The following is a 26,394-nucleotide window of genomic DNA, read 5'->3' as shown; positions in this document are numbered from 1 at the left end:
TATGGAAGAAACCCAAATCAACGCGTTTACGCGAAAATAAGGAGGTTGATCAGCAGCGCCGCTGCCAGAACAATGGGAAAACGGATCAGCCAGAAAAGGGCGGCTCTCTTCCCGTCGATGGGCACATTTCCGACCGCCTTTCCGGTCTGCCCGTTCATGGAGAACAGGTAATCTTTTCCCTTGTATTTTGTATAGAGCAGATAAACCGGCATCAGGACATAGCGGGAGCGCACGCCTTTTTCCCCTCCCTGCACGCCGGTGCTGCTGCCGGTCACGGTCACGCTGCTGTACCCTGTTACGGTGCCGCGAAGCATTTCCACTGTGGTCTGCCCTGCCCTCTTCAGGGCACGGGAACTGCAGAACGAGGCGTCCTCATCATAGCGTTCCGCGAAGAACCCCGGCATGTAGGCCATTTTAAACGGCGCAAGGTCTTTGTAGTCAAACGGCTCGATGCTGTCTACCGCCTCGTCCGGCATTTTAGAGGAAGCGTCAACCGGAAGGCTGTCAATCTGAAGCGTCCCCTCTCTCTCAACCTCAAATACATCGTGCTTCGTGTAGATATAATTGCTGTCGGAATAGGAGCTGACGCGCTCGCCGGTTCCGTGAAGCTGTCCCTCCATCGGCATATCGTAGAGCCAGAACGGGACATAGATTCCCTTGATCTTCTGGATATGGGCATCGGTATAAAAATCCCGCGGCGTAAAGGGTCTGGACTTCAGGTACTGGGTATAAAGCCCCTTGATTTCCTCCCTGCTGATGCGGAACGGGATAATGGCGTCCGGATGGAACTGTGTGTCCAGGTTTTCTTCCAGAATGACCGGATTCCCGCAGAACGCGCAGGAGGTGGCTACCGTCGTCTTGTCCGTAATCACCTCCGCCCCGCAGACAGAGCATTTATAGACCCGCAGATCCTCCGGACGCACCTCCGTGTCATCCGTGGACCTGGTCTGTCCGCTCTCCTCGGCACTGGCTCCCTTCTCATAGGCCTTATCCCGGATATCCTGCTTTGCCTTTTCCTCCTTCTGTTCAAAAACAGAAAGGTCAAATTCCGAACCGCAGTAGGGACACTTCAGCTTCTGACTGGCCGGATCCCAGTTCAGCTCGCCTCCGCAGTTCAGACATTTATAGGTCTGGTTTGCCATATCTACCCGCCCTTCTTCTGTATTCCGTCAGAAATGACCGCCGCCCCCGCTATGACTGGTCCCGCTGCCCGATGAATGGGTTGAGGTTCCTCCGCCGCCATCGTTTTTCGGCTTTGCCACCCGCGTCACATAGGTTCGTAAAAACCGGTCCTGACGGACAGACAGCCGGAAAGAATTCGGACGGACATACGCCGCCGCTTCTGCGGACACATGCTGCTCCTTATGCTTTGCCGCTGCCGACCTGTACCAGAAGAACACGATCAGCGCCGCCACCCCGATGGAGATCAGGGTCCACATGACATAGCTGCCGGACTTCGGGTTCCGTCCGTACCAGTAATCCGCCTTATCCACAAAGGTAAATGCCGCCTGCGCGTAATTTCCCTGTGCCAGCTCTTCTTCGACGGCATCCCGCAGCTTTGCCTGCTTCTGATCCGTAAAAACCTGAAGCGCCTGATCCCCCATGATATCGATATAATAATACCGGAGATCCATATCAATCAGCAGGCCGACGGAATCCGAGCCCGCGCCGAAATTCTGCTCATTGAAATTTTCCAGATAGGTCTGGTCGTCTTCCTCCGTGTGGTTTTCTCCGATCTGCTGATCCCCGGCCGACACAAAGAAAATATTGCAGTCATATTTTTCCGCAAATTCCCCGCACGCCTCTGCCAGCTGATCTGCTTCCTCCCGCGTCAGAAGTTCCTGCGAATCCGTCACATAAGCAGAGCTTCCGGAAGTGTCCGCAAACACCGGGACACCTGCGGCTCCGAATGCCGGAAGAAGCGCTGCCGACAGGAGCAGAAACAGCAGAAGACACCGCGCGATGCCTGCCTTCCCCGCTGCTTGTCTGGCTTTCCGTTTTCTCTGGTCATTTTTCATGGCGTTTCTCCGAAAATCTGTGTTAATGATATAGAAGAAGAACCTTCCCTGAATCCATTCATTTGAAAGGCTTTCCGTCTGTCAGAACCGTACCGCAGTCCCTACAGAAGGAATCTATCCGTCTGCCGGAACTGTGCCGGGATCCTTATAGAATTAACTATATGGGAATCATCCTTCTCTGGCAAGCCCTGTTTCCGCTGTTTCAGGAATGTCCTCTTGGCACCTTGGCCAGCAGTTCTCTTTCGTATGTCCGGTCCGCAATCATCAGCCGTATAAAGGTATAAAAAAGAACCGGAATAATTCCCCAGATGGCCCGGACGGAAAACGCCTCGCACAAAAGCGTGGAAAAAATCCCCCCGACCAGGAAAAACAGAATCATGGAGCCATGCATCTTCCACCGGAGATCCGCCTTCGGATCCTTGTCCCGAACCGCTTTTACCAGGTTGCTGCCCGTCTGGCGGATATGATTGGTCACAAAGGTAGTGGCCATAGGTATTCCCTCGTTCTGGCGGAAGGTATTAAACTGCATGGAACAGATAAAATTCAGCGTGACCTGGCAGATCTGGTCCGGTGCGCTGGCGGGAAGTGCCCCAAGCAGTATAACCACCGGAATTTCAAATCCCACCAGAATGGTGTCCCAGCGCAGCATGCGGAAGCGCTTGACTTTTTTTGCCAGGAACTCCGACAGAATTGCCCCCATGAAATAGGCGGAAATCGGGATAAGCAGGTACAGTGCCTTTTCCCAGTCCCCGCTACCGATTGCCATGGACAGGAGCACAACATTTGCTGTCTGGGCGTTGCAGAACACGCCTCCTCTGGCCATAAAGGTATAGGCTCCGTAAAAGCCGCCCACCAGGATCAGCGACCAGAATACCCAGTGTTTTTCACACTCAAGAAAAAACTCCTGGTTTGTATCGTTTTTTGATGACGCTTCTATGTGATGTCTCATTCCTTCTGTCTTTCCTCCGATTTCCCGCTCTCTTTTCTGCGCTCCGCAGGGAAACCTGTCGATGCGGCCCGCCTGCGGATAGGGATAGTTTCAGCCGACTTCCCATTTTTTGAGTTCCGCAGGGAAATCCGCCTTACAAAGAAATATCCCGGATCGTCTGCTTCAACAGATCCTCAAATTTCCGCCCTGCCTTCCTCCCTGTCTCCTGTACTTCCTCGTGGCTCAGCGGCTGATCCGGCAGAATACCGGCCGCCATATTAGTAATACAGGAGATGCCGCATACCCGCAGACCGCAGTGGCGGGCGGCAATAGCCTCGCAGACCGTACTCATCCCCACCGCGTCTGCTCCCATACTCCGGAACATCCGGATTTCCGCCGGGGTTTCATAGGCGGGTCCGGCCGTCTGCAGGTAGACGCCCTGCCGGATGTTCGTCCCCTGCATTTCCGCCGCGCGGAGTACAGTCTCCCGCAGTTCCCGGTCATAGACGCATGTCATGTCCGGAAACCTTGGACCCAGCTCCTCCGGATTCGACCCGATCAGCGGATCCGGGACGAACTGGGAGATGTGGTCGGTAATCAGCATCAGGTCTCCCGGACGGAATGTCTGATTGATGCCGCCTGCCGCGTTGGTCAGCAAAACCGCCTGCGCACCCAGAAGGCGCATCAGACGAACCGGCATGACCACTTTCTTCATGGGATATCCTTCATAATAATGAACCCTTCCGCTCATGGCAGCCACACGCCGCCCGGCTATTTTTCCGAAAAGAAAGCTTCCGTCATGCCCGGCAACCGTGGAGATGGGAAAACCCGCAATCTCCCGGTAATTGATTCTGCACTCGACGTCCATGCTTTCCGCCAGGCTTCCCAGGCCTGAGCCCAGCGTCAGCCCGATTTCCGGAACAAAATCCGTTTTACTGCGCACAGACGCAAGCGCTGCCTTTAATTCTTCATAGATCTCTGCCATACCGGCGTTCTCCTCTGTTGTATATCATTCATTTAGGGCGTACAGGCTGTGCAGCCAACCAGGACAGACAGTCTCAAACCATCCCCGGCCTTCCGGCCTGCCCTGGATTCTGTGGTCTCAGCCCTGCATGACCCTGCCCCCGGTTCTTCAAGACTCCGCAGAACCCCCTCGTCATGGAGAAAGAATCCTGCGGATTTCCGCCAGATTGTCCGCGAAGCTTATCCCTTTCTGCCGCTCCGGGGAAGAAAGCCCCATCTCTATCATGTGCCTTAGAAGCCGCTTCAGATCATTGTAATATCCGTTCAGATTGTACAGGATACACGGCGCGTCCAGATGTCCCAGGGACACCGCGGACATGACCTCTGCAATTTCCTCCAGCGTCCCGGTTCCGCCCGGAAACGCCAGGAACGCGTCTCCCAGCTCAATCATCTTTGCTTTCCGCTCTGCCATGTCTTTTGTGACAATCAGCCTCGTTATCTCATCATACTGATATTCTGACGCGACAAAAAACTCCGGCTCCACCCCTGTCACCGCGCCGCCCGCGGCCAGGACGCTCTGCGCCAGCTCCCCCATCAGTCCGGAACGGGATCCGCCGTATACAAGAGCATTTCCGCTCTCCCCGATCCATGTTCCCAGCTCGTGTACCGCTCTGGAAAGAGCCGGATCGTTTCCCTTATTCGCGCCAAGATATACTGTAATATTCATATTTTCCTCACACCAGCCAGACTTTTTGCGTTCCTTCTATGTCAATGCCCGGGAACCTCCAAGAAACGGGACTGTTCGTGCCATCATTTGGGGGCAAAATACCTTTTGACCCCGGCCTCATTATATCCACAGTCCGGAAAAACGGCAAGGCGCCGGAGCCGTTTTCAGGACTCCAGCGCCTCCGGATCTCTTTCTTTTTTGGTATCCTGTCCGGTAAGAACCCATTTCCCGTCCACCAGTGTCAGCTCAAACCACGCGCAGTTTCCGACCGGATTTTTCCAGAATCTGCGGTAATCGATCTGGTGCAGATGCGTCAGCATGGCACGGATGGTTCCGCCGTGTGTGGAAACAAGCGCGGACTCCGCACTCTGCTGCTTCATATCCTCCAGAAAGCTGCTGACCCGTGCAAGCAGCTGCACGCCGCTTTCCATTCCCGGACCCGGATAATAATTTCCGAAATCCTCCATCATAGCCCTGTATTTGGACGGCTCCATGTGATCCCAGGTCATCCCCTCCAGCGGGCCGAAGTTCATCTCCAGCAGACGGCTGTCCAGGATGATCTCACCCTGCGGGCGTCCGGAGACCAGAACCGCCGTCCGGACTGCACGGTTCAGAGGACTGGAATAGACAAGCTCGTAGGAAAACCCCAGCCGGGCAAATTCCCGGCGGGCCTGCCTGGCCTGCTCTATGCCGTTTTCGGTAAGATCTGCCTCCGGGGTGTCAATCTGCCCCTGAAAGCGTCCGCCTTCCACATTGATGTTTGTCTCTCCGTGACGGAGAAAATATAATCTGTGCATGATCGTTCCTCCACTGCCGCGGCATCCGGCAGACTTGTTTTGTAATCCTGTCCATGAAAGGGCTGCCGGCTGTGGCACTGCCGTCAGAACGCGGCACACTCAGTGCGCCGCAGAATGTTCAAAACGGCTTGTCCTGAAAATTGTTTCCTTATACTTCCGCAGAACCTGATAGAGCAGAAAGCCAAGGACTCCGCATCCGATGACCTCCCCGATTCCCACCGTCAGCATCAGGAACGGAATCGGCATCCGGATGCCATACGCGTACCGCAGAACAAGCGGGACGACAATCGTGTTGGAAAGAATCGGCGAAAGCGTACAGAGCACCGGGCTTTTTCTGCGCAGGAGCCGTGTTCCCACCGCACCCGCCAGGGTAGCCAGGCTTCCGAAAAGAATGTCCGGCAGAACTGCCCCGCCAAAGATATTACCGATCAGGCAGCCAATAAAAAGGCCGGGAACCGCCGCCGGAGTAAATACCGGAAGGATGGTAAGCGCCTCGGCAACCCGCACCTGCACCTCTCCGAACGAAAACGCGGAAAAGACGCAGGTCAGAACAACATAGACAGCCGCAATCATGGCTGCCTGTGTAAGAAATAGTATTTTGTTGTGTTCCATATTGAATTTCTCCTTTAGTTTTGTTTTTCTCGTCAGGAAGGTCTCGAACTGACGTTTTGCCTGCCACAGCCCGGAGGCAGGAATACCATAGCATACCGCATAAAAAAGCACAAGGGTGCCCCAAATGCTTCTGCCTGTGTTATAATGCCGGAAGCAGCTGTCCGCGGCAGATGCAAACCGGACAGCAAACCACCGCTGCGTATACCAATACAGACCGGCTTGCGCAATCCACAGCAGACGGAAACCGGACAGCAAACCACCGCTGCGTTGACAAACACAGACCGCGTACGCAGTCTGCAGCAGACGGGAAATGGACAGCAGGCAGCAGCAGAAAACAGAACGAAAATCCGGAGTACCAGATTATGAACAAAAATCATTCCGAAACGGAAGAAAACCGCCGCCAACACGCCTTTACAGAGGAGGCCGTTTCTTCCAATGACAGCACAATAGATGAATCCGCCTCCTGGGAAGGCGGTGACGATACAGAAAGCAGAAACAGCGGCAGCGAGAGTACCTTTGAGCAGGACCGCGCACGGGCAAGAGCCTCTCTTGAGAGACGTAGAAAAAACCGGGAATGGAAGATCCGGGCGCGCAAAAAGCGCCGCCGGCAGATTATCCTGAAGTCACTTCTTGCCATCCTTCTTGTCACAGCTGCCATAGCCGGAATTATATCCATCCGCCTGCAGGCCAAAAACGCGGATCAACAGGTCAGCCGTCTGGCGCAGGCCGCAGTCTCCTCCAATAACGTGGAAACCGGAAGTACCTCCGCCTCGGAGGCCGTGGCCTCCGATTCCGCCGCGGCGGAAGAACCCCAGGCTGCCGTGGCCGTCACCCCGGAGCCTGTCAATCAGGTCAGCCTTGTTGCCTGCGGCGACAACCTGATTCACCAGCGCCTTTACGAACAGGCGGCGGCCCGCAGCACGGACGGCACCTACGATTTCGGATATCTCTACCAGGGCGTGTCTCCTTTTATTAAGGAACACGATGCCGCGTGGATTGACGTGGAGACGCTGATCAATGATGTCTATGAGCCCAGCGGGTATCCCGTTTTCTCCACTCCCGGAGAGGACGGACAGGCTCTGATTGACGCCGGCTTTAACGTCTTCAGTCTGAGCAACAACCATGTGTATGACTATCTGGGAGACGGCATCCAGGCCACGCTGGATTTCTGGAACACGAAAAAGGATCAGGGAATTATCACCACCGGGCTCTGGACGCCCGGAGACTACAGCAATATTCCCATCCTGGAGAAAAACGGATATAAGATTGCCTTTCTGACCTACACCGAGGTGACAAACAACGATGAACCCGCAGACACGCCGGAGCGCGTGATTTACATGAGCGAGACAGACACCATTCAGCAGCAGATTGCCCTGGCAAAGCAGGAAGCCGACGCGGTTGTGGTCAGCTGCCACTGGGGCGTGGAGGACAGCCACGATATAACAGACGAACAAAGGGCTGCCGCCCAGAATATGGCGGACTGGGGAGCGGACGTCATTATCGGCGACCATCCGCATGTCATCCAGGACGGCGAATGGATTCAGGCCTCCGACGGAAGGCAGGTGTTCTGCGTGTACTCCCTCGGCAATCTGGTCTCCACACAGGAACAGCCGGACGAGCTGATCGGGGTCATGCTGGACTGCACGCTTTCCTTTACGGACAACGGGGACGGCACAAAAACCTGCACCGTCCAGAACCCGCGGCTGGTTCCCACCGTCACCGACTACGGAAGCGGCGGAACCGATTCCCACACGGTTCTGTTCTCTGATTACACAGAAGAGCAGGCTGACGCCCACGGAATACGGGAGACCAATCCGGAGTTCTCTCTGGACTACATTAAAAACGTGCTGGAAAGCAATATCAGCAGCGAGTTCCTGTATATGGACAATCCGCTGGAAGATACTGCCGCAGAGGGAAACTGAAGAATCGGCGGAACCGGTGTTTCCTGCTGTTTCCCCGCCATAAAACAGAGCGTGCGCCCGCCGGGCGCACAACAGCACCAGGAGTCCGGGCAAAGCGCACAAACGCAGGAAGCCCGGACGGGGCGCACAACGCCAGGAATCCAAACAGAGCGTGAAACGCAGGAAGTCCGGGGCAAGCCCCGGACTTCCTTATCTTTTTTATACTCCCTATGCCGCCTGAGGCGGCTTTTTTGTTTGCTCTTTGCGCAGCCATTTCCGCGCTGACCGTTTACCAGCTTGTCGCGATATCCAGCTGGTTCGGGTTAGATGCCGCAAATCCTCCGGTATCACAGACAATTCCTGTTCCCAGTGACGTTGGCACCAGACTTCCCCGCGGATGAACACTGAGGTTTGCCGCAACCATGACATAGCTGCCAAGCATTTTCACTCCATCATTCCTTACCCAGTATTCATCGCTGTTTCCTATGCCCCGCATGATGGAAACAACTCCGCTCATGTCCATATTATAGTAGGTTTCTTTCCCGGACGGTCCCTGTACCGTTCCGGCAAACGCGGTGAGAACCGCGCCTGTCCAGCTGGTAGAGGCCGTGTCTGCCGCGGAAGAACCGGAAGTGCTGTCTGAGGCAGAATCCGCGGAAGTATCTGTCTCTGCGGAGCTGTCAGTCTGTGCGCTGTCCGTCTGGACATCCGAGGAAGAGCTCTGCGTGCCTTCCGCTGTGCTGGAGGAACTTACGCTTTCCCCGCTGTCAGCCTGTTCCGCACTGCTGTCCGTTTCCGCGGAAGAAGTTGCCGCTGCGGACTGCTGAGCCGCTTTCGCTGCCTGTGCCGCGGCTTCCCTGGCCTGCTCGGCTGCCGCCTCTGCCGCCTTCTGCTGCTCCTCCTGCTTCTGCTGGAGGAGCGTCTCAATCAGACCTTCCTGTCGGCTGATATTGGAGAGAAGCGACGTCACCTCTTCCTGCTGACTGTCAATATCTGTGGAGATGCTTGCCAGATCTGCAGCTGTGCTCTCGATCAGGTTCTGAATCTCCTGCTTCTTTTCCTCGCTCTGCTGCTGCAGGTTTTCAATCTGCTGCTGTTCCGCCTGCACTTCCTTTTCCTGCTGTTCAATCTGATCACAGAGGTTCTGATACTGTGCCAGCATCTGCCGGTCATAATTGTTCAGCTCTGACATGTTCTCCGCACGGTTCAGGAAATCTGAAAAGCTGTCCGCCTCAAAAAGAGTGGAAAGAGCACCTGCCCCTGTTCCGTTTTCATACATGTACTGAATCCGTTTCGCCATTCCGTCATGCTGCTCTGCCTCGTCCTGCTGCGCACTGTCCAGCTCGGTTTCCAACTGGGTAAGCGCGTAGCTCTTGTCCTGATACTGAACATCCAGGGAATCCATCTGGCCGGTAAGCTCGGTAAGCTGGTCGTTCAGGCTCTGGAGGTAGGCTGAAGACTGGTTCTTTTTTGACTGGAGCTCCGCGATGCGGCTTTCGTAGTTCTGCAGGTCTGATTCCTGCTGTTGTTTCTGCTGCTGCGCATTGTCCAGATCTTCCTGGGTATCCGCAAAACACGCGACGGTGAATCCCATCATAAGGGAAGCGGACAGTACCGCAGAAAGAAGTTTTTTTCTGTGCATAGATAATCACCTCTCAAACGAAATATCCGGTGTGTTGTCACCGGATATTTTTATTTTTCAGGAGTGTAACGCAATTATAACCTTACGCAACAGAATTGTAAAGCTTTCTGCAATATTTTTGTAACATTTGTCGTTTTTCCCTGCATCTTTTTACGCATTTTTAAGACTTATAGCCGGAATAATCCCTGTGAAACGAACAAAAAAGGGCTTATAATAAGGACAGCTTACAGAGCTTACAGAGAGGAACACAATTTTATGAACATACGCGTGATTGCAGATTCATCCTCCAATATTTTCCGGTTTGACGGGTTGGATTACCATGCCGTACCGCTGAAAATCATCTTCAACGGCCTGGAATATCCCGATGTGGAATCCCTGAATGCCCCGGCTCTGATGCACCGGATTCATGAATCCGGCGGCGCAACCAGTACCTCGTGTCCCAGCATCGGAGACTGGATGGATGCCATGGAAGGGGCGGACCGCATTCTCTGCATGACCATCAGCGGACAGCTTTCCGGCGCCTATAACGCGGCTCTGAACGCCGCCGTGGAATACATGGATGAGCATCCGGGCACCCAGGTTCATGTCGTGGATTCTCTTTCCACCGGTCCGGAAATCAGACTCGGACTGGAACGCCTGAAACAGGACATAGAAAAAGAAATCCCTTTTGACGAGCTTTCCGCCCGCCTGCACCGGTATTTCTCGGGGGTACATATCCTTTTTTCCCTGGAATCCCTGACCAATCTCAGCCGGGGAGGACGCGTCAGTTCCGCGGTCGCCAAAATCGCCGGCATGATCGGTCTGCAGTTTGTCGGAGCGGGAAGCGCAGAAGGAACCATTCAGATGGTCGGAAAATGCCGCGGCGCAAACCGCACCAGAAAACTGCTCCTGGACACCATGTCGGAAACCGGTTTTGACGGAGGCAAAGTCCGCATCTCCCACTGTGACAATCCGACGGGAGCAGCCGCTCTGGCGGATGCCATCCGGAAGGTCTTCCGGAATTGTGATGTTTCTATTGATGAGTGCGCAGGGATTTGCAGCTACTATGCCGATCTGGGCGGACTGATTGTGGCTTACGAAACCAACACTCTCTGAAAGCTACTTACGCAAATCCATGCCCTTCCAGGTGTTCTGCCGGCCATCTGCAAAAAAATCCGCGAGGAACAGGGTCGCGGCCGCAATAGCTGCGGTCTTCCTGTTCCTCGCGGATTTTCAAATACTAAGCCTGAAGCGCGTCGCACAGGATCTGCGTACATTTCTCTGCCCCCAGTGTTCCCGTGTCCAGACAGATATTGTAATTGCTGCAGACGCCCATATCCTGACCGGTATACTGTTTGTAATACACCTCCCGCAGCGTCTCTCTTCGCGGAACGATTTTTCGTAAATCCTCGCCCTTATTTTCCTCCAGTTCTCCGGCCCGGCGGATTCTGTCCTCCAGATCCGCGTAAAGATAAATTTTAAACGCAGGGACTCCGGCTTCTTTCAGAATATAGTCCGCACAACGGCCGACAATAATGCAGGGTTTCTCCGCCAGCTTCAGAATAACATCCCGCTGCGCCCAGTAAATCCCGTCATAAGAGCTGGTATACACGGACGCGTTATTCAGCAGGTTGTTCATGAATTTGCTGGCCCGGCTCATGGCCTCTCCCTCTTTCTGAATATCCTCCTCGGAATACCCGCTCTCCTTCGCTGTCTGGCGGATAACGTCCCTGTCATAAAAAGGAATATCCAGCCGCTCCGACAGCATTCTGGCTATTGTTCTTCCATAAGCCGCGTACTGGCGGCTGATCGTAATAACCGGCAGTCTTTTCTCTCCCATTCTTTCTCCCTTTCTCCCGGCCGCAGCCCGTGCGTCCGGGCAGTACTTCAGCGAAAGCTCTCCTGCTGCATCACGCCGCAGAAATTTTCCTTCCTTTTACATACTGTACAGCCAGGCACGCGGCTACAAGAGCCAGTCCGATCAGGTCGGTCACCGTTCCCGGATGAATCAGCAGCAGTCCTCCGGCTGCAAATGCTGCACGGATAACCGGATTCATGTCCGCAAAACAATATCCTTCCAGCGCAGCCGAAAGGCCGAAAATACCGATGACCGCCGTAACGGCGATGCCGATTACTGACAACGCACTGGTATCAATCAGCAGCATGGCCGGATTATAGCAGAACATATACGGAACGATAAACACGGCAATGGCCAGCTTGGAAGCATTGAACGCCGTCCTCATCGGGTTGCTCCTGGCAATCGCAGAACCCGCATAAGCCGCCAGCGCAACCGGAGGCGTAATGTCCGCAACAATCCCGAAATAGAATACAAAGAAATGCGCCGCCATGGTCGGAACTCCCATGCGGATCAGAATCGGCGCGGTGGTCGCCGCCATGATACAGTAATTGGCCGTTGTCGGAACCCCCATACCCAGGATAATGCAGCACAGCATGGTCAGCAGAAGGGCGATAATCAGATGATTTCCGGCCACGCCTACAATGGCATTGATCAGGTCATTTGCCAGCCCTGTCATGGTGATGGATCCGGAGATGATTCCCGCCACGCCGCAGGCAGCCGCAACCGTGATGGTACTCTTTCCGCCGGCCTCCAGCGCGTCCAGAATCTTCCGGGGTGTGATCCGGTTGTCTTTGTCAAAGAGGCTGACCACCACAGAAAGAAGGATCGCCAGAGACGCCGCTCTCTGCATGGTCATAAAATTCCCGGATACCCAGACCACCAGCATAACCAGCGGAAGCAGCAGATAAATCTTTTTTATCAGTTTTCCGGCCTTCGGGAGCTGCTCCTTCGGGATGCCCGTCAGATGCAGTTTTTTCGCCTCCAGATGAACGGAAATAAAAATACCGAGAAAGTACAGCACCGCCGGAAGAACTGCCCGTCCGATGATATCCGAGTAGGGAACGCCGACAAAATCTGCCATCAGAAATGCCGCCGCACCCATGATCGGAGGCATAATCTGACCGCCTGTGGAAGCAGCTGCCTCTACAGCCCCGGCAAATTCCGGCTTGTAACCGGTCTTTTTCATCATTGGAATGGTGACCGACCCGGTTGTCACCGTATTTCCCACGGAAGAGCCGGAAACCATTCCGCAGAGCGCCGATGAAATAACAGCAACCTTGGCGGGTCCTCCCGCAAACCTTCCTGCCACGCAATTCGCCAGATCAATAAAGAAATTGGAAATGCCCGTCCGTTCCAGAAACGCGCCGAAAATGATAAACACAACAATATATTTGGAGCAGACATTGACCGGCGTGGAAAATACGCCCTCCTTGGTGTAAAACAGGTTGCGGATTAAATACCGCACCCGCCCGAAGAAATCCGGATTGGTAAGGCCGTAGGTCAACGCGTACACCACAAAGAAGGCTGCGACAATCAGAATGGGAATTCCCACGCAGCGCCGAGTGACCTCCACCAGGGCGGCAATTCCGATGATGCCGATGATAATCTGATACCAATGGAAGCGGGTTCCCTGATTTACAATGACGTTCGCCTGAAAGGTAAAGTAGAAAAACGCCCCTGCGCCGAGTACCATAAAAATGATGTCGCTGACCGGCATATGGTTTTCCTTCTGAAGTCCCTTTTTCGCCGGATAAATCAGAAAGCCCATCAGAATAATCAGCCCCATGAACGAAGTAAGCCGTATTTCCTCCAGAAATGTCGCAAACAGGGTGACATAGATGCACCAGACAGAAAACGCGGCCAGTATAATGGTAATGGCCATCTTCGGTTTTCCCGTCCAGATCCGGGTATTGGATTCCCGGTCATATTTTTTCATCACAGAGTCGATATCCGCTTTTTCCGCAACCTCTGCATTCTCCGCCGCGGACTGCTGTCCGGCATGATTTTTCCACTCGCTCACTGAACAGACCCTCCCTCTTCCGTATTCACGGTATACCCGTGCTCCGCGTAATACTGCGCTGCTCCTTCATGGTAGGGCACCGTTGTAATGCTTGTGGCAGTCTCCAGGGAAAGCTCCTCTCCCTTTGCGTTTTCCTCCGCGATCTCCTCGCTGTGATCAAAAATCGCTGCCGTCAGATCATGAACCATTTCTTTATCCGCCGCGGCAGACACAATAACCGTTGCTTCGACCGTGATGGTTTCTACAGGCTCATCCTGTCCCGGATAGGTGCCGGCAGGAATCTCCAGTGCCTCATAATACGGGCACTTTTCCAGAATCCGATCCCTCAGATCCTTGTCAATATTCAGCAGTCTCACCCCGTTTGTAGTGGCCAGCTCCGTAATCGCCGATGTAGGCGCCCCCGCCACAATAAACGCGGCGTCAATCTTGCCATCTTTCAGTGATTCTTTGGAATCCTCAAACGACTGATACTGGGGCTTAATATCATCCAGAGAAAGTCCTGCTCCCTCCAGCACATCCAGAGCATTAAAATATACGCCGGATCCCGCTTCTCCAATGGAGACGCTTTTCCCTTTCAGATCCGCCACGGAATTGATATTTTTATCCATAGTGATCAGCTGCACCGTCTCCGCGTAAACACAGCCGAGCACGCGGAAATCGTGGGTGGCTCCGTCCTTTTCAAAAGCTCTGGTTCCGTTCCATCCGTAAGTCATGACATCCGACTGGGTAAAGCCAAGCTGGAAATCCCCGTCCTGGATACTCTGGATATTTACCTTCGATCCGCCTGTGGACACCGCTGTCACCCGGACATCCGCGTAATCCTTCATGTACTGGGCAAGCACTCCGCCATAGGAATAGTAAGTTCCCGCCGTTCCTCCCGTGCCGAACATCATACGGGCGCGGTACTGTCTGCACCCGCCAAGCGTAAGAGCAAGAAGCAGGCACAGAACCAGTCCGCACGCCCGAAGCCATTTTTTTCTCATAAATAAAAATCTCCTGTCCTCATTTTCCCGCGGCTCCGTCTGTTAACATCTGAACCGGATGCCGCACACATTCCGCGACGCGGCGCAATATTTCCCCGGCTTCCGCCTCTGACAGCTGCTCGAAAAGCCGCACATGCCGCACGACGCGGTGCTGCGTCTCTCCGGCTGCCGACGGCATCCTGTGAATCCGCCTTCCGCAGAAAAGGCCGGCGCAGAGGAATCCCGCGCCGGCCTCCGGAACACCGCATCCTTCTGTTTATTTGATTTCAGAAACCGGTGTTCCCGCCTGAATGGTATAGCCGCATTTGTCACAGACAGCATCCTCTGCCAGAGTGCCGGCCTGAGAATCCTGCATGGCGACGAAAATCTCCATATCCGCCCCGCACTTCGGGCACTTAATCTCCTGCAGCTTCGGTGTTGCCTTACCCTCCTGACATCCTTCAAAAGCCATAATCTGTTCCTCCTTTCAAAAACCAAAACTGATAGAATTTATTTTATCGGCTCGAAATCCGCAGCTCCGTGCTTGCAGATCGGGCAGACGAAATCCGGCGGAAGCTCCTCTCCCTCATAGATGTAGCCGCAGACCGTACATACCCAGCCCTTTTTGCCCTTTGTCTCCGGCTTTGGCTTAACATTCTTCTGATAGTAGGTGTAAGTCATGGTGTCCTTATCCGACATCACGCGGGCCTCCGTTACCGTACAGATAAACATGCCGTGCGTGTCCAGATCCACGTAGGACTCTACCTCCAGAGACATCATGGCGTTAATGTAATGCGGAAGAATCCTCAGTCCGTTGTCGGAGCGAAGAACCTCCTCTCCCGCAAACTTATCCGCCGTACGTCCACTCTGGAATCCATACTGCTGGAATACGGAGAAGGGTGCCTCCACAGACAGGCAGTTGATATTCAGCTTTCCGGTCTGCTTGATGACATGATAGGTATAATTCTGCTTGTTGATATTGACGCCGATGCGGTTCGGGGAATCGGTCAGCTGGGTCACCGTATTGCAGATCATCCCGTTGTCCTTTTTCCCGTCATTGGTTGTCACGACATACAGGCCGTAGCCGATGCGGAACAGGGCTGTCATATCATTTTTATCCGCTTTATCCGGAGAAAGAGCCTTATAGTCCTTCGTCAGCTCATCCGCCATCTTTGCAAGCGCTTCTTTGCTGTCCTTCTTCAGTGCGGAGCGGATGGTGACACAGGTGTTGATAAAGGTCAGGTTTTTGCTGTTTGCAAACTTCTCCTTCATCAGTTTATTGGCAAGCGGAGACCATGTTCCGTTTTCGATAAACGCCACGGTACGGTTCTGGAAATTCCGCTCTGTCAGATGATCAATAAACTGGCGCATAAACGGGAAGAGCTCCGCGTTGTAGGTCGTTGTGGCCAGAACCAGCTTGCTGTAACGGAAAGCGTCCGCGACCGCAAGCGCCATGTCCGTCCTTGCCAGATCATGAACGACGACCTTGGGTGCCCCGTTCTCCCGGAGCATCTCCGCCAGCTGCTCTGCCGCCGCTTTTGTATGTCCGTAGACAGAGGTGTAAGCGACCACAATGCCTTCTTCTTCCGGTGTATAGGAGGACCACTTGTCATACAGGCCGATGTAATGACCAAGGTTTTCCGTAAGAACCGGTCCGTGAAGCGGGCAGATGATGCGGATGTCCAGAGTGGCCGCCACCTTCAGCAGATTCTGCACCTGCGCGCCGTATTTGCCGACAATTCCGATGTAATAGCGCCGGCTCTCGTCATCCCAGGGCTCCTCCACATCGTTGGCGCCGAATTTCCCGAATCCGTCTGCGGAGAACAGAACCTTGTCCGTGCTGTCATAGGTAACCATAACCTCCGGCCAGTGAACCATCGGGGCAAACACAAAAGTCAGTACATGTTTTCCAAGCGTAAGGGTTCCTCCGTTGTCCACAACCTCTTTTTTGAATCCCGGATCCATGTCGAAAAACTGATCCATCATCACAAAGGTTTTCTTGTTTGCCACAATCGTGGTGTCCGGATATACCTTCATGAAATTCATAATGTTCGCGGAATGATCCGGCTCCATATGCTGGATCACCAGGTAATCCGGCTTTCTGTCCCCCAGCACCTCTGCAAGATTATCCAGCCACTCATGCGTGAAGTTAATGTCCACGGTGTCCATAACCGCAATCTTCTCATCCATGATGACATAGGAGTTATAAGCCATACCGTTCGGTACGACATACTGTCCCTCAAAAAGATCCACCTTGTGGTCATTGACCCCCACATATCTGATGTCGTCTGTTACTCTCATTTCATCCTCCTTCTATTCGGATTATCCGGTATTCATTTTTTGCTTCCGATAAAGAAAAGCACTGTCCTTCCCCAAAGCCGTTCAAGGCATTTTCTTCCGGTTTCCTGCAGCCGGCCGCCCTGGCAGCTTCCTGAGAGATACGCGGGAATCAGGACAGAAGCGGGCGCACGGCATCCGCCAGCTCGTCTTTCTCCTTCTGCGCCTCCTCCAGAGTCGCTCCCTTTGTTGTGAAATAGGTCTTGATCTTCGGCTCGGTTCCGGACGGACGCACAACAACAGCCGCTCCGTCCTCCAGCGTATAGATCAGGACATTCGCTTTGGGGAGTCCGGTTTCTTCCGGCTTGTCGTAATCCGTTACCTTTATGACGCGTCTTCCCGCAAAATCCGACGGGGGATTCTGCCGCAGATTATCCATAATGGCAGCCATTTTGTCCATTCCGGAAAGTCCTGGGAACTCAAAGCTGTCCACCTTGTTCAGGTAGCGGCCATACTGCGCGTAGATCTCCTCCAGCCTCTGCTTGATGGAAGATCCGATGCTGCGGTAGTAGGCAGCCATCTCGCAGATCAGCATGGAACTGATTACTGCGTCTTTGTCCCGCACATAAGGTCCTGCCAGGTACCCGTAGCTCTCCTCAAACCCGAAGATAAACCGATCCACCTGGCCGTCCGCCTCCAGAGCAGCGATCTGGTCGCCGATCCACTTGAAGCCTGTCAGGACGCTCCGAAGCTCTACGCCGTAATGCTTTGCCACCTCATCCGCCAGCGGCGTGGAAACAATGGACTTCACCGCGACCGGATTCTGCGGCATGGTTCCCTTTTCGATGCGTCCGGCGCAGATGTAATCGAGAAGCAGAACACCCATTTCGTTTCCGGTCACCAGCTCGTAGCTTCCGTCCGGACAGCGCATGGCAATCCCGACCCTGTCCGCGTCCGGATCCGTCGCCAGCATCAGATCCGCTTCCGTGTCCTCCGCCAGCTTCAGCCCCTCCTTCAGGGCGTCAAAAATCTCCGGATTCGGATAGGAACAGGTGGTAAAATAACCGTTCGGATATTCCTGCTCCGGCACGATCGTAATATCTTCGATACCGATATCCTGCAGAACACGGGTAACCGGAACCAGCCCCGTGCCGTTCAGCGGGGAGTACACCAGCTTCAGACCGGCTGTCCGACAGAGTCCCGGACGAACCTGGTATTTTTCTATGGTCTCATAGAACGCTTCCTTGCACTCTGTTCCGACGAAACGGATCAGCCCCTTTTCGACGCCCTCGGCAAAAGGCATGTACGCAGCCCCGGTCAGAACGTCCGTCTTCTGAATCTCGTTGTAGACCACTGCGGCAGCGTCATCCGTCATCTGGCAGCCGTCCGGTCCGTATGCCTTATACCCGTTGTATTTGGCCGGATTGTGGGAGGCCGTTACCATAATGCCTGCGTTGCAATGATAATATCTGGTGGCGAAGCTAAGCGCCGGAACCGGCATCAGCTCGTCATAGATGCGTACCTGAATCCCGTTCGCCGCAAGAACGCCCGCCGCGTCCCTGGCAAAGTTCCAGCCCTTCAGGCGGCTGTCATAGCTGATCGCCACCGTCTGGTTTCCGCCCTGCGTTTTAACCCAGTTTGCCACGCCCTGGGTCGCCTGCCTCACCACCCAGATGTTCATCCGGTTCGTTCCTGCTCCCAGTGTGCCGCGGAGTCCCGCTGTTCCGAATTTAAGGGCTACCGCAAACCGCTCCCGGATGGCATCATCGTCTCCGGCGACATCTCTAAGCTCCTTTTTCAGATCAAAGTCCACGAGATCCGCCTGCAACCATCGATCATATTCGTCCCGATACATGATTAGGCCTGCCTTTCTTCTGATTTTTCTCCTGCATCCGCCAGATGCCGTCTTCCCTGTGCTCAGCCTTTGGGCATCCGTCCGGCGCAGGAATCATTCCTGTTTTTCATAGGTAATCTTACCATAGAAACACGGCTTTTTCTACTGACAGAAAACAAATCTGAAAAAGCAAGCAGAATCAAAGAGACGGCGGTGTGCCTTACCCGGACATATACCGGTAAACGGCTGCGGACACCTGCGTAATTGTCTGTATGGCGGCTCCGGAAGCGGTGACATTCTGTATCATGACGCTGATACAATAAGGTCTGTCCGAAAGAAAAACAACAGCCGCGTCATTCTGCACATCGTCCAGCTCTCCTGTCTTGTTTGCCGTCTTTATGTCGGACGGAATGCCTGCCGGAATCTTCCCTTTCCGGACCTGCTGCTCCAACGCCTGCAGGATCTGCGCCGCTCCCGGCATATCCGTCTCATATGCATAAACCTCTGCCGTACCCGCCTCTCCTCCGCCGTTCTTCTCCCCGCTGTCCGCAGCGTTTTGTGAATCCGCGGCGTTTTCCTGTGTGTCCGTGGCGTTTTGTGCGCCCGCAGCATTTGTCTGCGAGGCCGATGTGTTTTGTGCGCCCAAAGCATTTTTCACAGCCTCGGCATCCGCCTCCCCGGAGGAAAGCCAGACATTCTTTAAAAACCGGGAGCAATCCCGAACAGAAGTATAGTTATCATCCGCCGCATTGGATTCCAGGAGCATCCTTCCCATGTGGGTATCGGTATATCCGTGCCGCTTACAGTAATCATTCACCACCTGCCGGCCTACGGTATCGTTTCCCTGTCCCAGCCTGGAAGTCAACGTATTCGCCGCGGTATTATCGCTTTCTGCAAGCATGGCAAGCAGAAGACTGTTGGTTTCTCCCTCTTCGTTTTCCTGACCCCGAACCACAGAGATCTTCTCCCACACGGCACCTGCAATGTAAAGCTTAATCAGGCTTGCCGCCTGCATGGGTCCGGCTGTCTCCGGAGTCTTTCCTGTCTGCGCAGAACTGCTGTCATACCAGGCGCAGCCGGTGCCGTTCAGCTCCTCCACATACACGGAGCCCCGCGTGTCTCCGGTCACTTCTCCCGCCATGACGGCTCGTATCTGCTCCTCCAGATCCACCAGCTCCTGCGGCTGACTCCCGGCTGAACGGTTCTCCGCCACCGGGCTTATATCGGAGGAAGCAGAAACAACAGATTCCCCCTCCGTTCCCGATGCTTTTTCCGTCTCCCCGCTGCCTCTGCCGCTATCTGACATAGCACCGGCGGAACTGCTCCGCGCTTTCGCACCGCTCTCCGTGACTGCCTCCTGTGAAAAGGCCAGCCCGTCCGAAGAGTTTTCCGCGACCGCGCTCTCTGCTGTTCTTCCGCAGCCGGACAGCAGAGCGGCCGCCAGAACGGCGGCCACGGCTGTTCTTCTGCCATAGCGTTTTTTCATCCCTTTCCGTCCTTTCCCAGTCTGACTAACCCCAGACACGACGCATGCCCGAAAAACTGTGTCACCCGCAAATCAGCGGCTTCCTGCTCCGGGCGTCTGCCTGCTCCCGACTACGGCATATGCCCGATAAGCTGTGTCACCCGCAAATCAGCGGTTTCCGGCTCCAGGTACCTGTCTTCTTCCTGCCGCGGCGCATGTTTTACCGGCCGAAATAATTCTGAATTCCCTGCGCAATTCCTTCCGCCATTTTTTTCTGGAAATCCGGTTCCTCCATATTCGTGTCATCCGTCGGGTTTGTCATAAATCCCATCTCCAGAATCATGACCGGAATGGTGCTCCAGTTGATACCGGTCATGGTGTCGGATGTAATTACCCCGTTGTCCGCCATGCCCGTGGCGCTGCAGTAGGCGCTCAGCACATCCTCCGCCAGCCGGGAGCTTTCCCCGTACAGAGAGCCCACATAAGGATTGGACGAGGAGCCGACCAGAGCCAGAGCGCCGCTGGCTCCCGGATCCTCCGAGCCATTGGCGTGAATCCGGACCATCACGGACGCGCCGGATTCGTTGGCTAGCGCTGCCCGCTCCGCATTGCTGATGGCCGTCTCATTGTCCTCCCTTGTCATAACCACGGTGTATCCCTCTGCTTCCAGAAGATCCCGCACCTGCAGGGCAATTTCCAGATTCAGCTGATACTCCGGCACACCTGTCGTCGTCCCGGAAGTCCCGCCGGTGGCCTTTGTTTTCATGACAGAGGATCCCGGCGCGTTTGGCTCCTGCCCGCTCATATCCACATCCGGTGCCTGGTGTCCGGGATCCAGCGCGACGGTAATTCCCTTGTCCGCCGGTTCTGTCGGCCCGGCCTCCTGCGAAGCGCTTTCCGCCGTCAGCGGCTCCTGCCCCGCCGACTGCGCGCTGCCTGTCTGTTCCGCCGCTGTCTCACTGGAGCCGGAAACCGTCTGCGAAGCCGCATTCCTGGAATCCCCTGTGACACTTTCTGCTCTTTCCGGTGCAGACTCTTCCGAAACATTCTCCGCCGTTTCCCCGCTTTCCGAGAGAACAGCGGCAGAAGCTCCGCTGCCCGCCTGCGCGTCCGCCGCCTGCCCTGCCGGCTTCCCGCAGCCGCCCAGACTTGCCAGAATCAGTGCCGCGCCAAGCATTCCACACAGCCATTTCTTTTTTCTCATCCCTTACCTCTCAGACAAATTGATTTCTTGCGGCATCGTAGTAATAATCAATCATTTTCAGTTTGGTTTTCAGCTCTTCTTCCCCAATCTGCTCGCATCTGCAGAATTCCTGCAGACTGGAATACTGATCCCTCAGCTTTGTGTTCACATAGCTCAAAAGCATAACCGGATCTCCTGGCATCATCTTCCTCCTCATTCTCTTTCTGTTTTCTCACTGATGTGAAGCTGCAGAAAGATCTCCAAACAGGTCTGTTATTTCTGAATTCAAGCGCTTTCCTGAAATAATGGTATCTATTTCAGTACCTCAGATTCGGAACTCCTTGCGTTCCTCGTTGTGGGCGGTCAGAGCGGCTTCCTTTCAACATGAAAAAAAATAACGGCACAGCCAAGTGTCCTCGACTATGCCGATGTTTTCCGAAATCAGGAATCCCTAAGTGAGCTGTCCTTTCCGGCACGCCCCTGCAGCCGGGGCAGCCGCCCTGGCCGCCCGCGGCCTGACGGTTCCCCGCCTTAATTGTCCACAACCTCTGCCGTCGGCTCTATGACAGCCTTCAGCTCATTGTTTACAACATCAATCAGGATCGTATCACCCTGATGGACATTTCCTTCCAGAATCAATTTCGCGGAAAGGGTTTCCACATATTTCTGAATATATCTCTTCAGAGGACGCGCACCGTATACCGGGTCGTAGCCTCCATTTATAATATACTGCTTTGCCTCCGGTGACAATGCGATTTTCAGCTGCTGTACCGCCAGCCTGCGGTTCAGATCCGCAATCTGAAGATCCACGATATGCCCGATGTTGTCCTTTGTCAGTGGACGGAACATAATAATTTCGTCCAGCCGGTTCAGGAATTCCGGACGGAAGTGCGCCCGCAGATCCTTGTGTACAGCCTCCTGCGCGCTCTTGCTGATAGTGCCGTCCGGCTCGATGCCGTCCAGCAGATACTGGGAGCCGATGTTGGATGTCATAATCAGGATGGTGTTCTTAAAATCCACCGTCCTGCCCTGAGAATCCGTGATACGGCCATCATCCAGAACCTGCAGCAGTACGTTAAACACATCCGGATGCGCTTTTTCAATCTCATCAAAGAGCACGACGCAGTACGGTTTTCTGCGGACTGCCTCTGTCAGCTGTCCGCCTTCATCATAGCCGACATATCCCGGAGGAGCTCCGATCAGCCTGGAGACAGAATACTTCTCCATGTACTCACTCATATCAATACGAACCATGTTGTTCTCATTGTCGAACAGCTTTTCCGCAAGTGTCTTTGCCAGCTCCGTTTTGCCGACGCCGGTGGGACCCAGAAACAGGAAAGAGCCGATGGGCCTGGTGGGATCCTTGATACCCGCTTTGGAACGGATAATGGCATCCGAAACCTTTTCCACAGCCTCGTCCTGACCGACAACCCGTTTGTGCAGCTCTTCATCCAGGTGAAGAATTTTTGTTTTCTCACCCTCTGTCAGCTTGGCAACCGGAATACCGGTCAGACGCGACACGATTCTGGCGATCTCATCCTCATCCACGCTTTCATGAACCAGCTGAAGATCCGCCTTCCTTACGCGCTCCTCCTCGTCCGCCAGCTGTTTCTGCAGCCTGGGCAGCTCGCCGTTGCGGAGTTCCGCCAGCGCGGAGTAATCATAAGCTCTCTCTGCGGCCTCGATCTTCTTGTTACACTCAAAAATCTGCTCACGCAGCTTTGAGAGTCCCTCCAGAGAAGCCTTCTCGTTCTCCCACTGTGCCTTCCTGCTGTTAAACTTTGTCTGCAGGTCTGCCAGCTCCTTCTGAAGAGAGGCCAGTCTTTCCTTACTCAGAGTATCGGTCTCCTTTTTCAGCGATTCCTCGTCCGCTTTCAGGCGGAGAATCCGGCGATCCAGCTCATCCAGCTCGGTCGGCATGGAGTTTTTCTCGGTCTTAATCTGGGCGCAGGCCTCATCCACCAGGTCGATGGCCTTGTCCGGCAGAAACCGGTCTGTAATATAACGGTCTGAGAGCGTCGCCGCCGCCACAAGGGCGCCGTCTGTGATCTCCACACCGTGATAATTTTCATAGCTTTCCTTCAGTCCACGCAGAATGGAGATGGTATCCTCCACACTGGGCTCGCTGACCATGACATGCTGGAAACGACGCTCCAGAGCGGGATCCTTCTCAATATATTTTCGATACTCGTCCAACGTCGTGGCACCGATGCAGTGAAGCTCGCCTCTTGCCAGCATAGGCTTCAGCATATTGCCGGCATCCATGGCTCCCTCTGTTTTTCCGGCGCCCACAATCAGGTGCAGCTCATCAATAAAGAGGATAATTCTTCCGTTGCTCTTGCGCACTTCCTCCAGAACAGCCTTCAGACGTTCCTCAAACTCTCCCCTGTACTTGGCGCCCGCCACAAGGGCTCCCATGTCCAGGGAAAAAATCGTCTTGTCACGAAGAACCTCCGGCACATCCTTGGACACGATACGCTGTGCAAGCCCTTCCACCACGGCGGTCTTGCCGACGCCAGGCTCACCGATCAGCACCGGGTTATTTTTCGTCTTACGCGACAGAATACGGATGACGTTCCGGATTTCCTCGTCACGCCCGATCACCGGGTCCATCTTCTGCTCTCTTGCCTTTTCCACAAGATCCGTGCCATATTTCTTCAGTGTATCGTAGGTCGCCTCCGGATTATCGGACGTTACCCTCTGGTTTCCCCTGACCGAGCTCAGCGCCTGCAGAAAACGCTCTCTGGTAATCCCGTTCTGCTGAAACAGCTGCTTCATGGAAGGACTGGGGTTTTTAAGCATGGCCAGGAACAGGTGCTCCACGGAAACATATTCGTCCCCCATGGCTCTGGCCTCGTCCTCCGCCATATTCAGCGACTCGTTCAGATACTGGCCGATGACATGCTGACCGCCCTGAACCTTTACTTTTGCGTTCAGCGCCTGCTCCACCTCATTCAGGAACAGATTCTTGTCTATCCCCATCTTTTCAATGAGTTCCAGGATCAGGCTGTCTTCCTGATGCAGCAGGGCATATAGCAGATGCTCCTGCTCGATTTCCTGGTTGCCGAATTCATAGGCAACCTTTTCCAGATTGTTCACTGCCTCCAGTGATTTCTGGGTAAATTTCTGTATGTTCATATCCTCACCCCCGTTTCGCAACGTAGTATGATAAATCCGTCATTCTTTATGTCTACCTTTTTCCCAACAGCATAACTATAGCATTCATTGTTAGCACTGTCAAGTGTTGAGTGCTAATTTTTATTTTCAATCCTGCCTCCCCCGTCAGCCAAACCGGACTCATGCCTGTATGCCGGTCTGATCATTTCCTGACGAAGGCAGCAGATAGTTCTTTATCTTCTTATCTATCTTCTTATTTTTCTTTTCTTCAGCTCACCGCGCTGTGGCCTCCGGAGGCCTTTTCAAATTCCTTCAGAGCTTTTTTCTGCTCTGCCGACAGCGTTCTGGGAACCTGTATTTCAATCGTCACATACTCATCTCCCGCAGGTTTTCCGGCGCCTTCCGGAACGCCCTTGCCACGCAGACGGATCTTCCCGCCGCACTGCATGCCTGCCGGAATTTTGCAGACAACACTTCCCTTCAGGGTGGACACTCTTGCCTCTCCGCCGAATACAGCCGTTGTGAACGGAATTTTAGCTGTGGTGTAAATATCCCTTCCCTTTCTGGAAAAACCCGCTCTTGGTTCCACATGAATTTTTATGTACAGGTCGCCCCGGCCGTTTCTTCCGGTGTTTCCCCTGCCCTTCAGACGAATGCTCTTTCCGTCCTCCATGCCCGCCGGAATTCTGATCTGGAGGGTCTGCATTCCATTGTTTCCCGAAGCGGCAGCCGAACCAAGCCGGATTGTCTTTGTACATCCATAAACCGCCTCATCAAACCCGATGCTCAGCTCCGAGTGCAGATCATTATTCTCATAGGAAGAATTTCCCATGCCGGACCACTCCGATCCGTTTCCTCCAAAGCCGGACGCCCCGCCAAAACCCGAACCGCCGGAGGCATGGCCGAAACCATGGCCGAACAGATCGCCGAAAATATCTTCCGCATTGCCGCCCTCAAAATGATAGGTGTGATACTGTGTGCCGTCCGAATCAGTTCCACTGTGGAACCCCCGGAACTGACGGAAAAAGTCAGACGCATCCTGCGCGTTTCCGCCCGCGTAACCTCCACTCTGCTGCCATGCCTGCTGCGCCTCCGCGTATTTTTTCGGATCCATCCCTTCCGCAAAGGCAGCCATGCCGTAGGTGTCATATATTTTCTTTTTCTCCGGATCGTTCAGTACGGAATACGCCTCGTTAACCTCCTGGAACATTTTTTCCGCCTGCGGATTCCCCTGATTCATATCCGGATGGTATTTCTTCGCGAGTTTCCGGTATGCCCGTTTAATCTCCTGCTCTCCCGCCCCCTTGGACAGGCCGAGCACCTCATAATAATCTCTCTTCACGGTTCTCACCTTCTCTCCGTACGAACCTTCCCGCCGGTTCTTCCGGCAGTATTACCTGAATAATCCTCCATATCCTGACTCAACAGCTACAAAATATTGATACGATAACGGTACAAATGCTTCTCCTGTCTCCCGCCACCCGCCTGTTTCCCGTGCAGACAGCCGGTAAGATATTATTCTTATTCCGGATTATAGTCCTGCGGAATTACAGAAGAACCGCCGCGTTTCCTGATACACAGGTACGCGGCGGCCATTTGTTTTTATTCGCTTACACGGCCATCCGGACTGCGGATCAGCCTTCAATCGCGATTGTCTTCTTCTCCGGAACTGCTTTCTGTACATCCTTCTTCGGAACGGAAACCGTCAGAACACCGTTCTCGAACTTAGCCTGTACATCCTCTTCGGTGATGTCATCCCCGACATAAAAGCTTCTTGCCATACTGCCGGAATAACGCTCTCTGCGAATGACTTTTCCCTCTTTATTCTTTTCCTCGGTGTTCTGATCCTTCTTCGCGGAGATTTTCAGATAGCCCTGATCCAGAGAAAGCTCTATATCCTCTTTTTTATAACCCGGAAGATCTACATTTAATTCGTAGTGATCATCCTTCTCCACAACATCCGTGCGCATCAGGCCGTGGGTTTTCTGCTGTGCGGTACTCTTTGCCGGATAAAAAGCCCTGTCAAAATCATCAAACCAGTTATCAAATAAATCTTCTCCAAATAAGCTCGGCAGATACATCATAAGTCATTCCTCCATTCCAATCCATCT

The 26,394-nt window shown here is 54.0% G+C and carries 23 protein-coding genes; 2 read left to right on the top strand and 21 right to left on the bottom strand.

The window, feature by feature from the left end; all coding sequences use genetic code 11:
• Positions 1–26: 26 nt before the first annotated feature.
• From FYJ60_RS03555 to FYJ60_RS03525, 7 genes are all read right to left on the bottom strand, one after another.
• Positions 27–1,142, bottom strand: a complete 1,116-nt coding sequence (locus FYJ60_RS03555) for a hypothetical protein (protein ID WP_154457198.1) — start codon at positions 1,140–1,142, stop codon at positions 27–29.
• 27 nt (positions 1,143–1,169) lie between these two features.
• A complete protein-coding gene (locus FYJ60_RS03550; protein ID WP_154457197.1) occupies positions 1,170–2,018 on the bottom strand; it encodes a TPM domain-containing protein in 849 nt (282 codons plus the stop codon).
• 202 nt (positions 2,019–2,220) lie between these two features.
• Positions 2,221–2,967 carry a YoaK family protein gene (locus FYJ60_RS03545; protein WP_154457196.1) on the bottom strand — a complete coding sequence of 249 codons (747 nt, stop codon included), beginning with the start codon at positions 2,965–2,967 and terminating at the stop codon, positions 2,221–2,223.
• 133 nt (positions 2,968–3,100) lie between these two features.
• Positions 3,101–3,931 carry a purine-nucleoside phosphorylase gene (locus tag FYJ60_RS03540; RefSeq protein WP_154457195.1) on the bottom strand — a complete coding sequence of 277 codons (831 nt, stop codon included), beginning with the start codon at positions 3,929–3,931 and terminating at the stop codon, positions 3,101–3,103.
• A 171-nt stretch (positions 3,932–4,102) separates the two neighbouring features.
• Entirely contained in the window at positions 4,103–4,636 is a 534-nt protein-coding gene (locus FYJ60_RS03535) for an LOG family protein (RefSeq protein WP_154457194.1), read from the bottom strand.
• A 164-nt stretch (positions 4,637–4,800) separates the two neighbouring features.
• Complete coding sequence (locus FYJ60_RS03530; protein ID WP_154457193.1) at positions 4,801–5,433, bottom strand: histidine phosphatase family protein; 633 nt, start codon at positions 5,431–5,433, stop codon at positions 4,801–4,803.
• A 99-nt stretch (positions 5,434–5,532) separates the two neighbouring features.
• Positions 5,533–6,045, bottom strand: coding sequence for a QueT transporter family protein (locus tag FYJ60_RS03525; RefSeq protein ID WP_154457192.1), 513 nt, complete (start codon positions 6,043–6,045; stop codon positions 5,533–5,535).
• 362 nt (positions 6,046–6,407) lie between these two features.
• On the opposite strand from FYJ60_RS03525, the gene FYJ60_RS03520 reads away from it, so the two are divergent.
• Positions 6,408–7,967, top strand: a complete 1,560-nt coding sequence (locus FYJ60_RS03520; protein WP_205838945.1) for a CapA family protein — start codon at positions 6,408–6,410, stop codon at positions 7,965–7,967.
• Positions 7,968–8,235: 268 nt separating this feature from the next.
• Here FYJ60_RS03520 and FYJ60_RS03515 read toward each other — a convergent pair whose 3' ends face one another.
• A complete protein-coding gene (locus tag FYJ60_RS03515; protein WP_154457190.1) occupies positions 8,236–9,588 on the bottom strand; it encodes a coiled-coil domain-containing protein in 1,353 nt (450 codons plus the stop codon).
• Positions 9,589–9,843: 255 nt separating this feature from the next.
• Here FYJ60_RS03515 and FYJ60_RS03510 point away from each other — a divergent pair, with 255 nt between their 5' ends.
• On the top strand, positions 9,844–10,683 hold the full coding sequence (locus FYJ60_RS03510; RefSeq protein ID WP_154457189.1) for a DegV family protein: 840 nt from the start codon (positions 9,844–9,846) through the stop codon (positions 10,681–10,683).
• 124 nt (positions 10,684–10,807) lie between these two features.
• Here the strand turns inward: FYJ60_RS03510 and FYJ60_RS03505 are convergent, their stop codons facing one another.
• The 13 genes from FYJ60_RS03505 to FYJ60_RS03445 all read right to left on the bottom strand — a co-directional run bounded on the left by FYJ60_RS03505 (position 10,808) and on the right by FYJ60_RS03445 (position 26,364).
• Positions 10,808–11,407 (bottom strand): cytidylate kinase-like family protein, encoded by a 600-nt coding sequence (locus FYJ60_RS03505; protein WP_154457188.1) that lies wholly within the window; start codon positions 11,405–11,407, stop codon positions 10,808–10,810.
• A gap of 70 nt (positions 11,408–11,477) precedes the next feature.
• Positions 11,478–13,445: a TRAP transporter permease gene (locus tag FYJ60_RS03500; protein ID WP_330579098.1), complete on the bottom strand. Its 1,968-nt coding sequence runs from the start codon at positions 13,443–13,445 to the stop codon at positions 11,478–11,480.
• Complete coding sequence (locus tag FYJ60_RS03495) at positions 13,442–14,428, bottom strand: TAXI family TRAP transporter solute-binding subunit (protein ID WP_154457187.1); 987 nt, start codon at positions 14,426–14,428, stop codon at positions 13,442–13,444. Before FYJ60_RS03495 ends, FYJ60_RS03500 begins: the two co-directional genes overlap by 4 nt.
• 19 nt (positions 14,429–14,447) lie before the next feature.
• Complete coding sequence (locus FYJ60_RS03490) at positions 14,448–14,606, bottom strand: hypothetical protein (RefSeq protein ID WP_154457186.1); 159 nt, start codon at positions 14,604–14,606, stop codon at positions 14,448–14,450.
• A 78-nt stretch (positions 14,607–14,684) separates the two neighbouring features.
• A complete protein-coding gene (locus FYJ60_RS03485; protein ID WP_154457185.1) occupies positions 14,685–14,879 on the bottom strand; it encodes a hypothetical protein in 195 nt (64 codons plus the stop codon).
• 38 nt (positions 14,880–14,917) lie between these two features.
• On the bottom strand, positions 14,918–16,708 hold the full coding sequence (locus tag FYJ60_RS03480; protein WP_154457184.1) for a flavin reductase: 1,791 nt from the start codon (positions 16,706–16,708) through the stop codon (positions 14,918–14,920).
• A 148-nt stretch (positions 16,709–16,856) separates the two neighbouring features.
• Positions 16,857–18,539, bottom strand: coding sequence for a phospho-sugar mutase (locus FYJ60_RS03475; RefSeq protein WP_154457183.1), 1,683 nt, complete (start codon positions 18,537–18,539; stop codon positions 16,857–16,859).
• A gap of 199 nt (positions 18,540–18,738) precedes the next feature.
• Entirely contained in the window at positions 18,739–20,004 is a 1,266-nt protein-coding gene (locus FYJ60_RS03470; protein WP_154457182.1) for a serine hydrolase, read from the bottom strand.
• 199 nt (positions 20,005–20,203) lie between these two features.
• Entirely contained in the window at positions 20,204–21,187 is a 984-nt protein-coding gene (locus tag FYJ60_RS03465) for an N-acetylmuramoyl-L-alanine amidase family protein (protein ID WP_235903307.1), read from the bottom strand.
• A gap of 10 nt (positions 21,188–21,197) precedes the next feature.
• Positions 21,198–21,371 (bottom strand): DUF4250 domain-containing protein, encoded by a 174-nt coding sequence (locus tag FYJ60_RS03460; RefSeq protein ID WP_154457181.1) that lies wholly within the window; start codon positions 21,369–21,371, stop codon positions 21,198–21,200.
• A 326-nt stretch (positions 21,372–21,697) separates the two neighbouring features.
• On the bottom strand, positions 21,698–24,304 hold the full coding sequence (clpB, locus tag FYJ60_RS03455; RefSeq protein WP_154457180.1) for an ATP-dependent chaperone ClpB: 2,607 nt from the start codon (positions 24,302–24,304) through the stop codon (positions 21,698–21,700).
• Between the two features lie 247 nt (positions 24,305–24,551).
• Positions 24,552–25,625, bottom strand: coding sequence for a DnaJ C-terminal domain-containing protein (locus tag FYJ60_RS03450; RefSeq protein ID WP_330579097.1), 1,074 nt, complete (start codon positions 25,623–25,625; stop codon positions 24,552–24,554).
• 292 nt (positions 25,626–25,917) lie between these two features.
• Positions 25,918–26,364, bottom strand: a complete 447-nt coding sequence (locus FYJ60_RS03445) for an Hsp20/alpha crystallin family protein (RefSeq protein ID WP_154457568.1) — start codon at positions 26,362–26,364, stop codon at positions 25,918–25,920.
• Positions 26,365–26,394 lie beyond the last annotated feature (30 nt).

Source organism: Bilifractor porci (assembly GCF_009696005.1).
Lineage (GTDB): Bacteria > Bacillota > Clostridia > Lachnospirales > Lachnospiraceae > Bilifractor > Bilifractor porci.
Note: the sequence above shows the minus strand (reverse complement) of the source record. Positions and strands in the feature narration are given on the sequence as shown.

Bases quoted from the DNA above. Each gene is read 5' to 3' on its own strand.
- FYJ60_RS03555 (WP_154457198.1), bottom strand. From the start codon at position 1,142: ATGGCAAACCAGACCTATAAATGTCTGAACTGCGGAGGCGAGCTGAAC.
- FYJ60_RS03550 (WP_154457197.1), bottom strand. From the start codon at position 2,018: ATGAAAAATGACCAGAGAAAACGGAAAGCCAGACAAGCAGCGGGGAAG.
- FYJ60_RS03545 (WP_154457196.1), bottom strand. From the start codon at position 2,967: ATGAGACATCACATAGAAGCGTCATCAAAAAACGATACAAACCAGGAG.
- FYJ60_RS03540 (WP_154457195.1), bottom strand. From the start codon at position 3,931: ATGGCAGAGATCTATGAAGAATTAAAGGCAGCGCTTGCGTCTGTGCGC.
- FYJ60_RS03535 (WP_154457194.1), bottom strand. From the start codon at position 4,636: ATGAATATTACAGTATATCTTGGCGCGAATAAGGGAAACGATCCGGCT.
- FYJ60_RS03530 (WP_154457193.1), bottom strand. From the start codon at position 5,433: ATGCACAGATTATATTTTCTCCGTCACGGAGAGACAAACATCAATGTG.
- FYJ60_RS03525 (WP_154457192.1), bottom strand. From the start codon at position 6,045: ATGGAACACAACAAAATACTATTTCTTACACAGGCAGCCATGATTGCG.
- FYJ60_RS03520 (WP_205838945.1), top strand. From the start codon at position 6,408: ATGAACAAAAATCATTCCGAAACGGAAGAAAACCGCCGCCAACACGCC.
- FYJ60_RS03515 (WP_154457190.1), bottom strand. From the start codon at position 9,588: ATGCACAGAAAAAAACTTCTTTCTGCGGTACTGTCCGCTTCCCTTATG.
- FYJ60_RS03510 (WP_154457189.1), top strand. From the start codon at position 9,844: ATGAACATACGCGTGATTGCAGATTCATCCTCCAATATTTTCCGGTTT.
- FYJ60_RS03505 (WP_154457188.1), bottom strand. From the start codon at position 11,407: ATGGGAGAGAAAAGACTGCCGGTTATTACGATCAGCCGCCAGTACGCG.
- FYJ60_RS03495 (WP_154457187.1), bottom strand. From the start codon at position 14,428: ATGAGAAAAAAATGGCTTCGGGCGTGCGGACTGGTTCTGTGCCTGCTT.
- FYJ60_RS03490 (WP_154457186.1), bottom strand. From the start codon at position 14,606: ATGCCGTCGGCAGCCGGAGAGACGCAGCACCGCGTCGTGCGGCATGTG.
- FYJ60_RS03485 (WP_154457185.1), bottom strand. From the start codon at position 14,879: ATGGCTTTTGAAGGATGTCAGGAGGGTAAGGCAACACCGAAGCTGCAG.
- FYJ60_RS03480 (WP_154457184.1), bottom strand. From the start codon at position 16,708: ATGAGAGTAACAGACGACATCAGATATGTGGGGGTCAATGACCACAAG.
- FYJ60_RS03475 (WP_154457183.1), bottom strand. From the start codon at position 18,539: ATGTATCGGGACGAATATGATCGATGGTTGCAGGCGGATCTCGTGGAC.
- FYJ60_RS03470 (WP_154457182.1), bottom strand. From the start codon at position 20,004: ATGAAAAAACGCTATGGCAGAAGAACAGCCGTGGCCGCCGTTCTGGCG.
- FYJ60_RS03465 (WP_235903307.1), bottom strand. From the start codon at position 21,187: ATGAGAAAAAAGAAATGGCTGTGTGGAATGCTTGGCGCGGCACTGATT.
- FYJ60_RS03460 (WP_154457181.1), bottom strand. From the start codon at position 21,371: ATGATGCCAGGAGATCCGGTTATGCTTTTGAGCTATGTGAACACAAAG.
- clpB (WP_154457180.1), bottom strand. From the start codon at position 24,304: ATGAACATACAGAAATTTACCCAGAAATCACTGGAGGCAGTGAACAAT.
- FYJ60_RS03445 (WP_154457568.1), bottom strand. From the start codon at position 26,364: ATGTATCTGCCGAGCTTATTTGGAGAAGATTTATTTGATAACTGGTTT.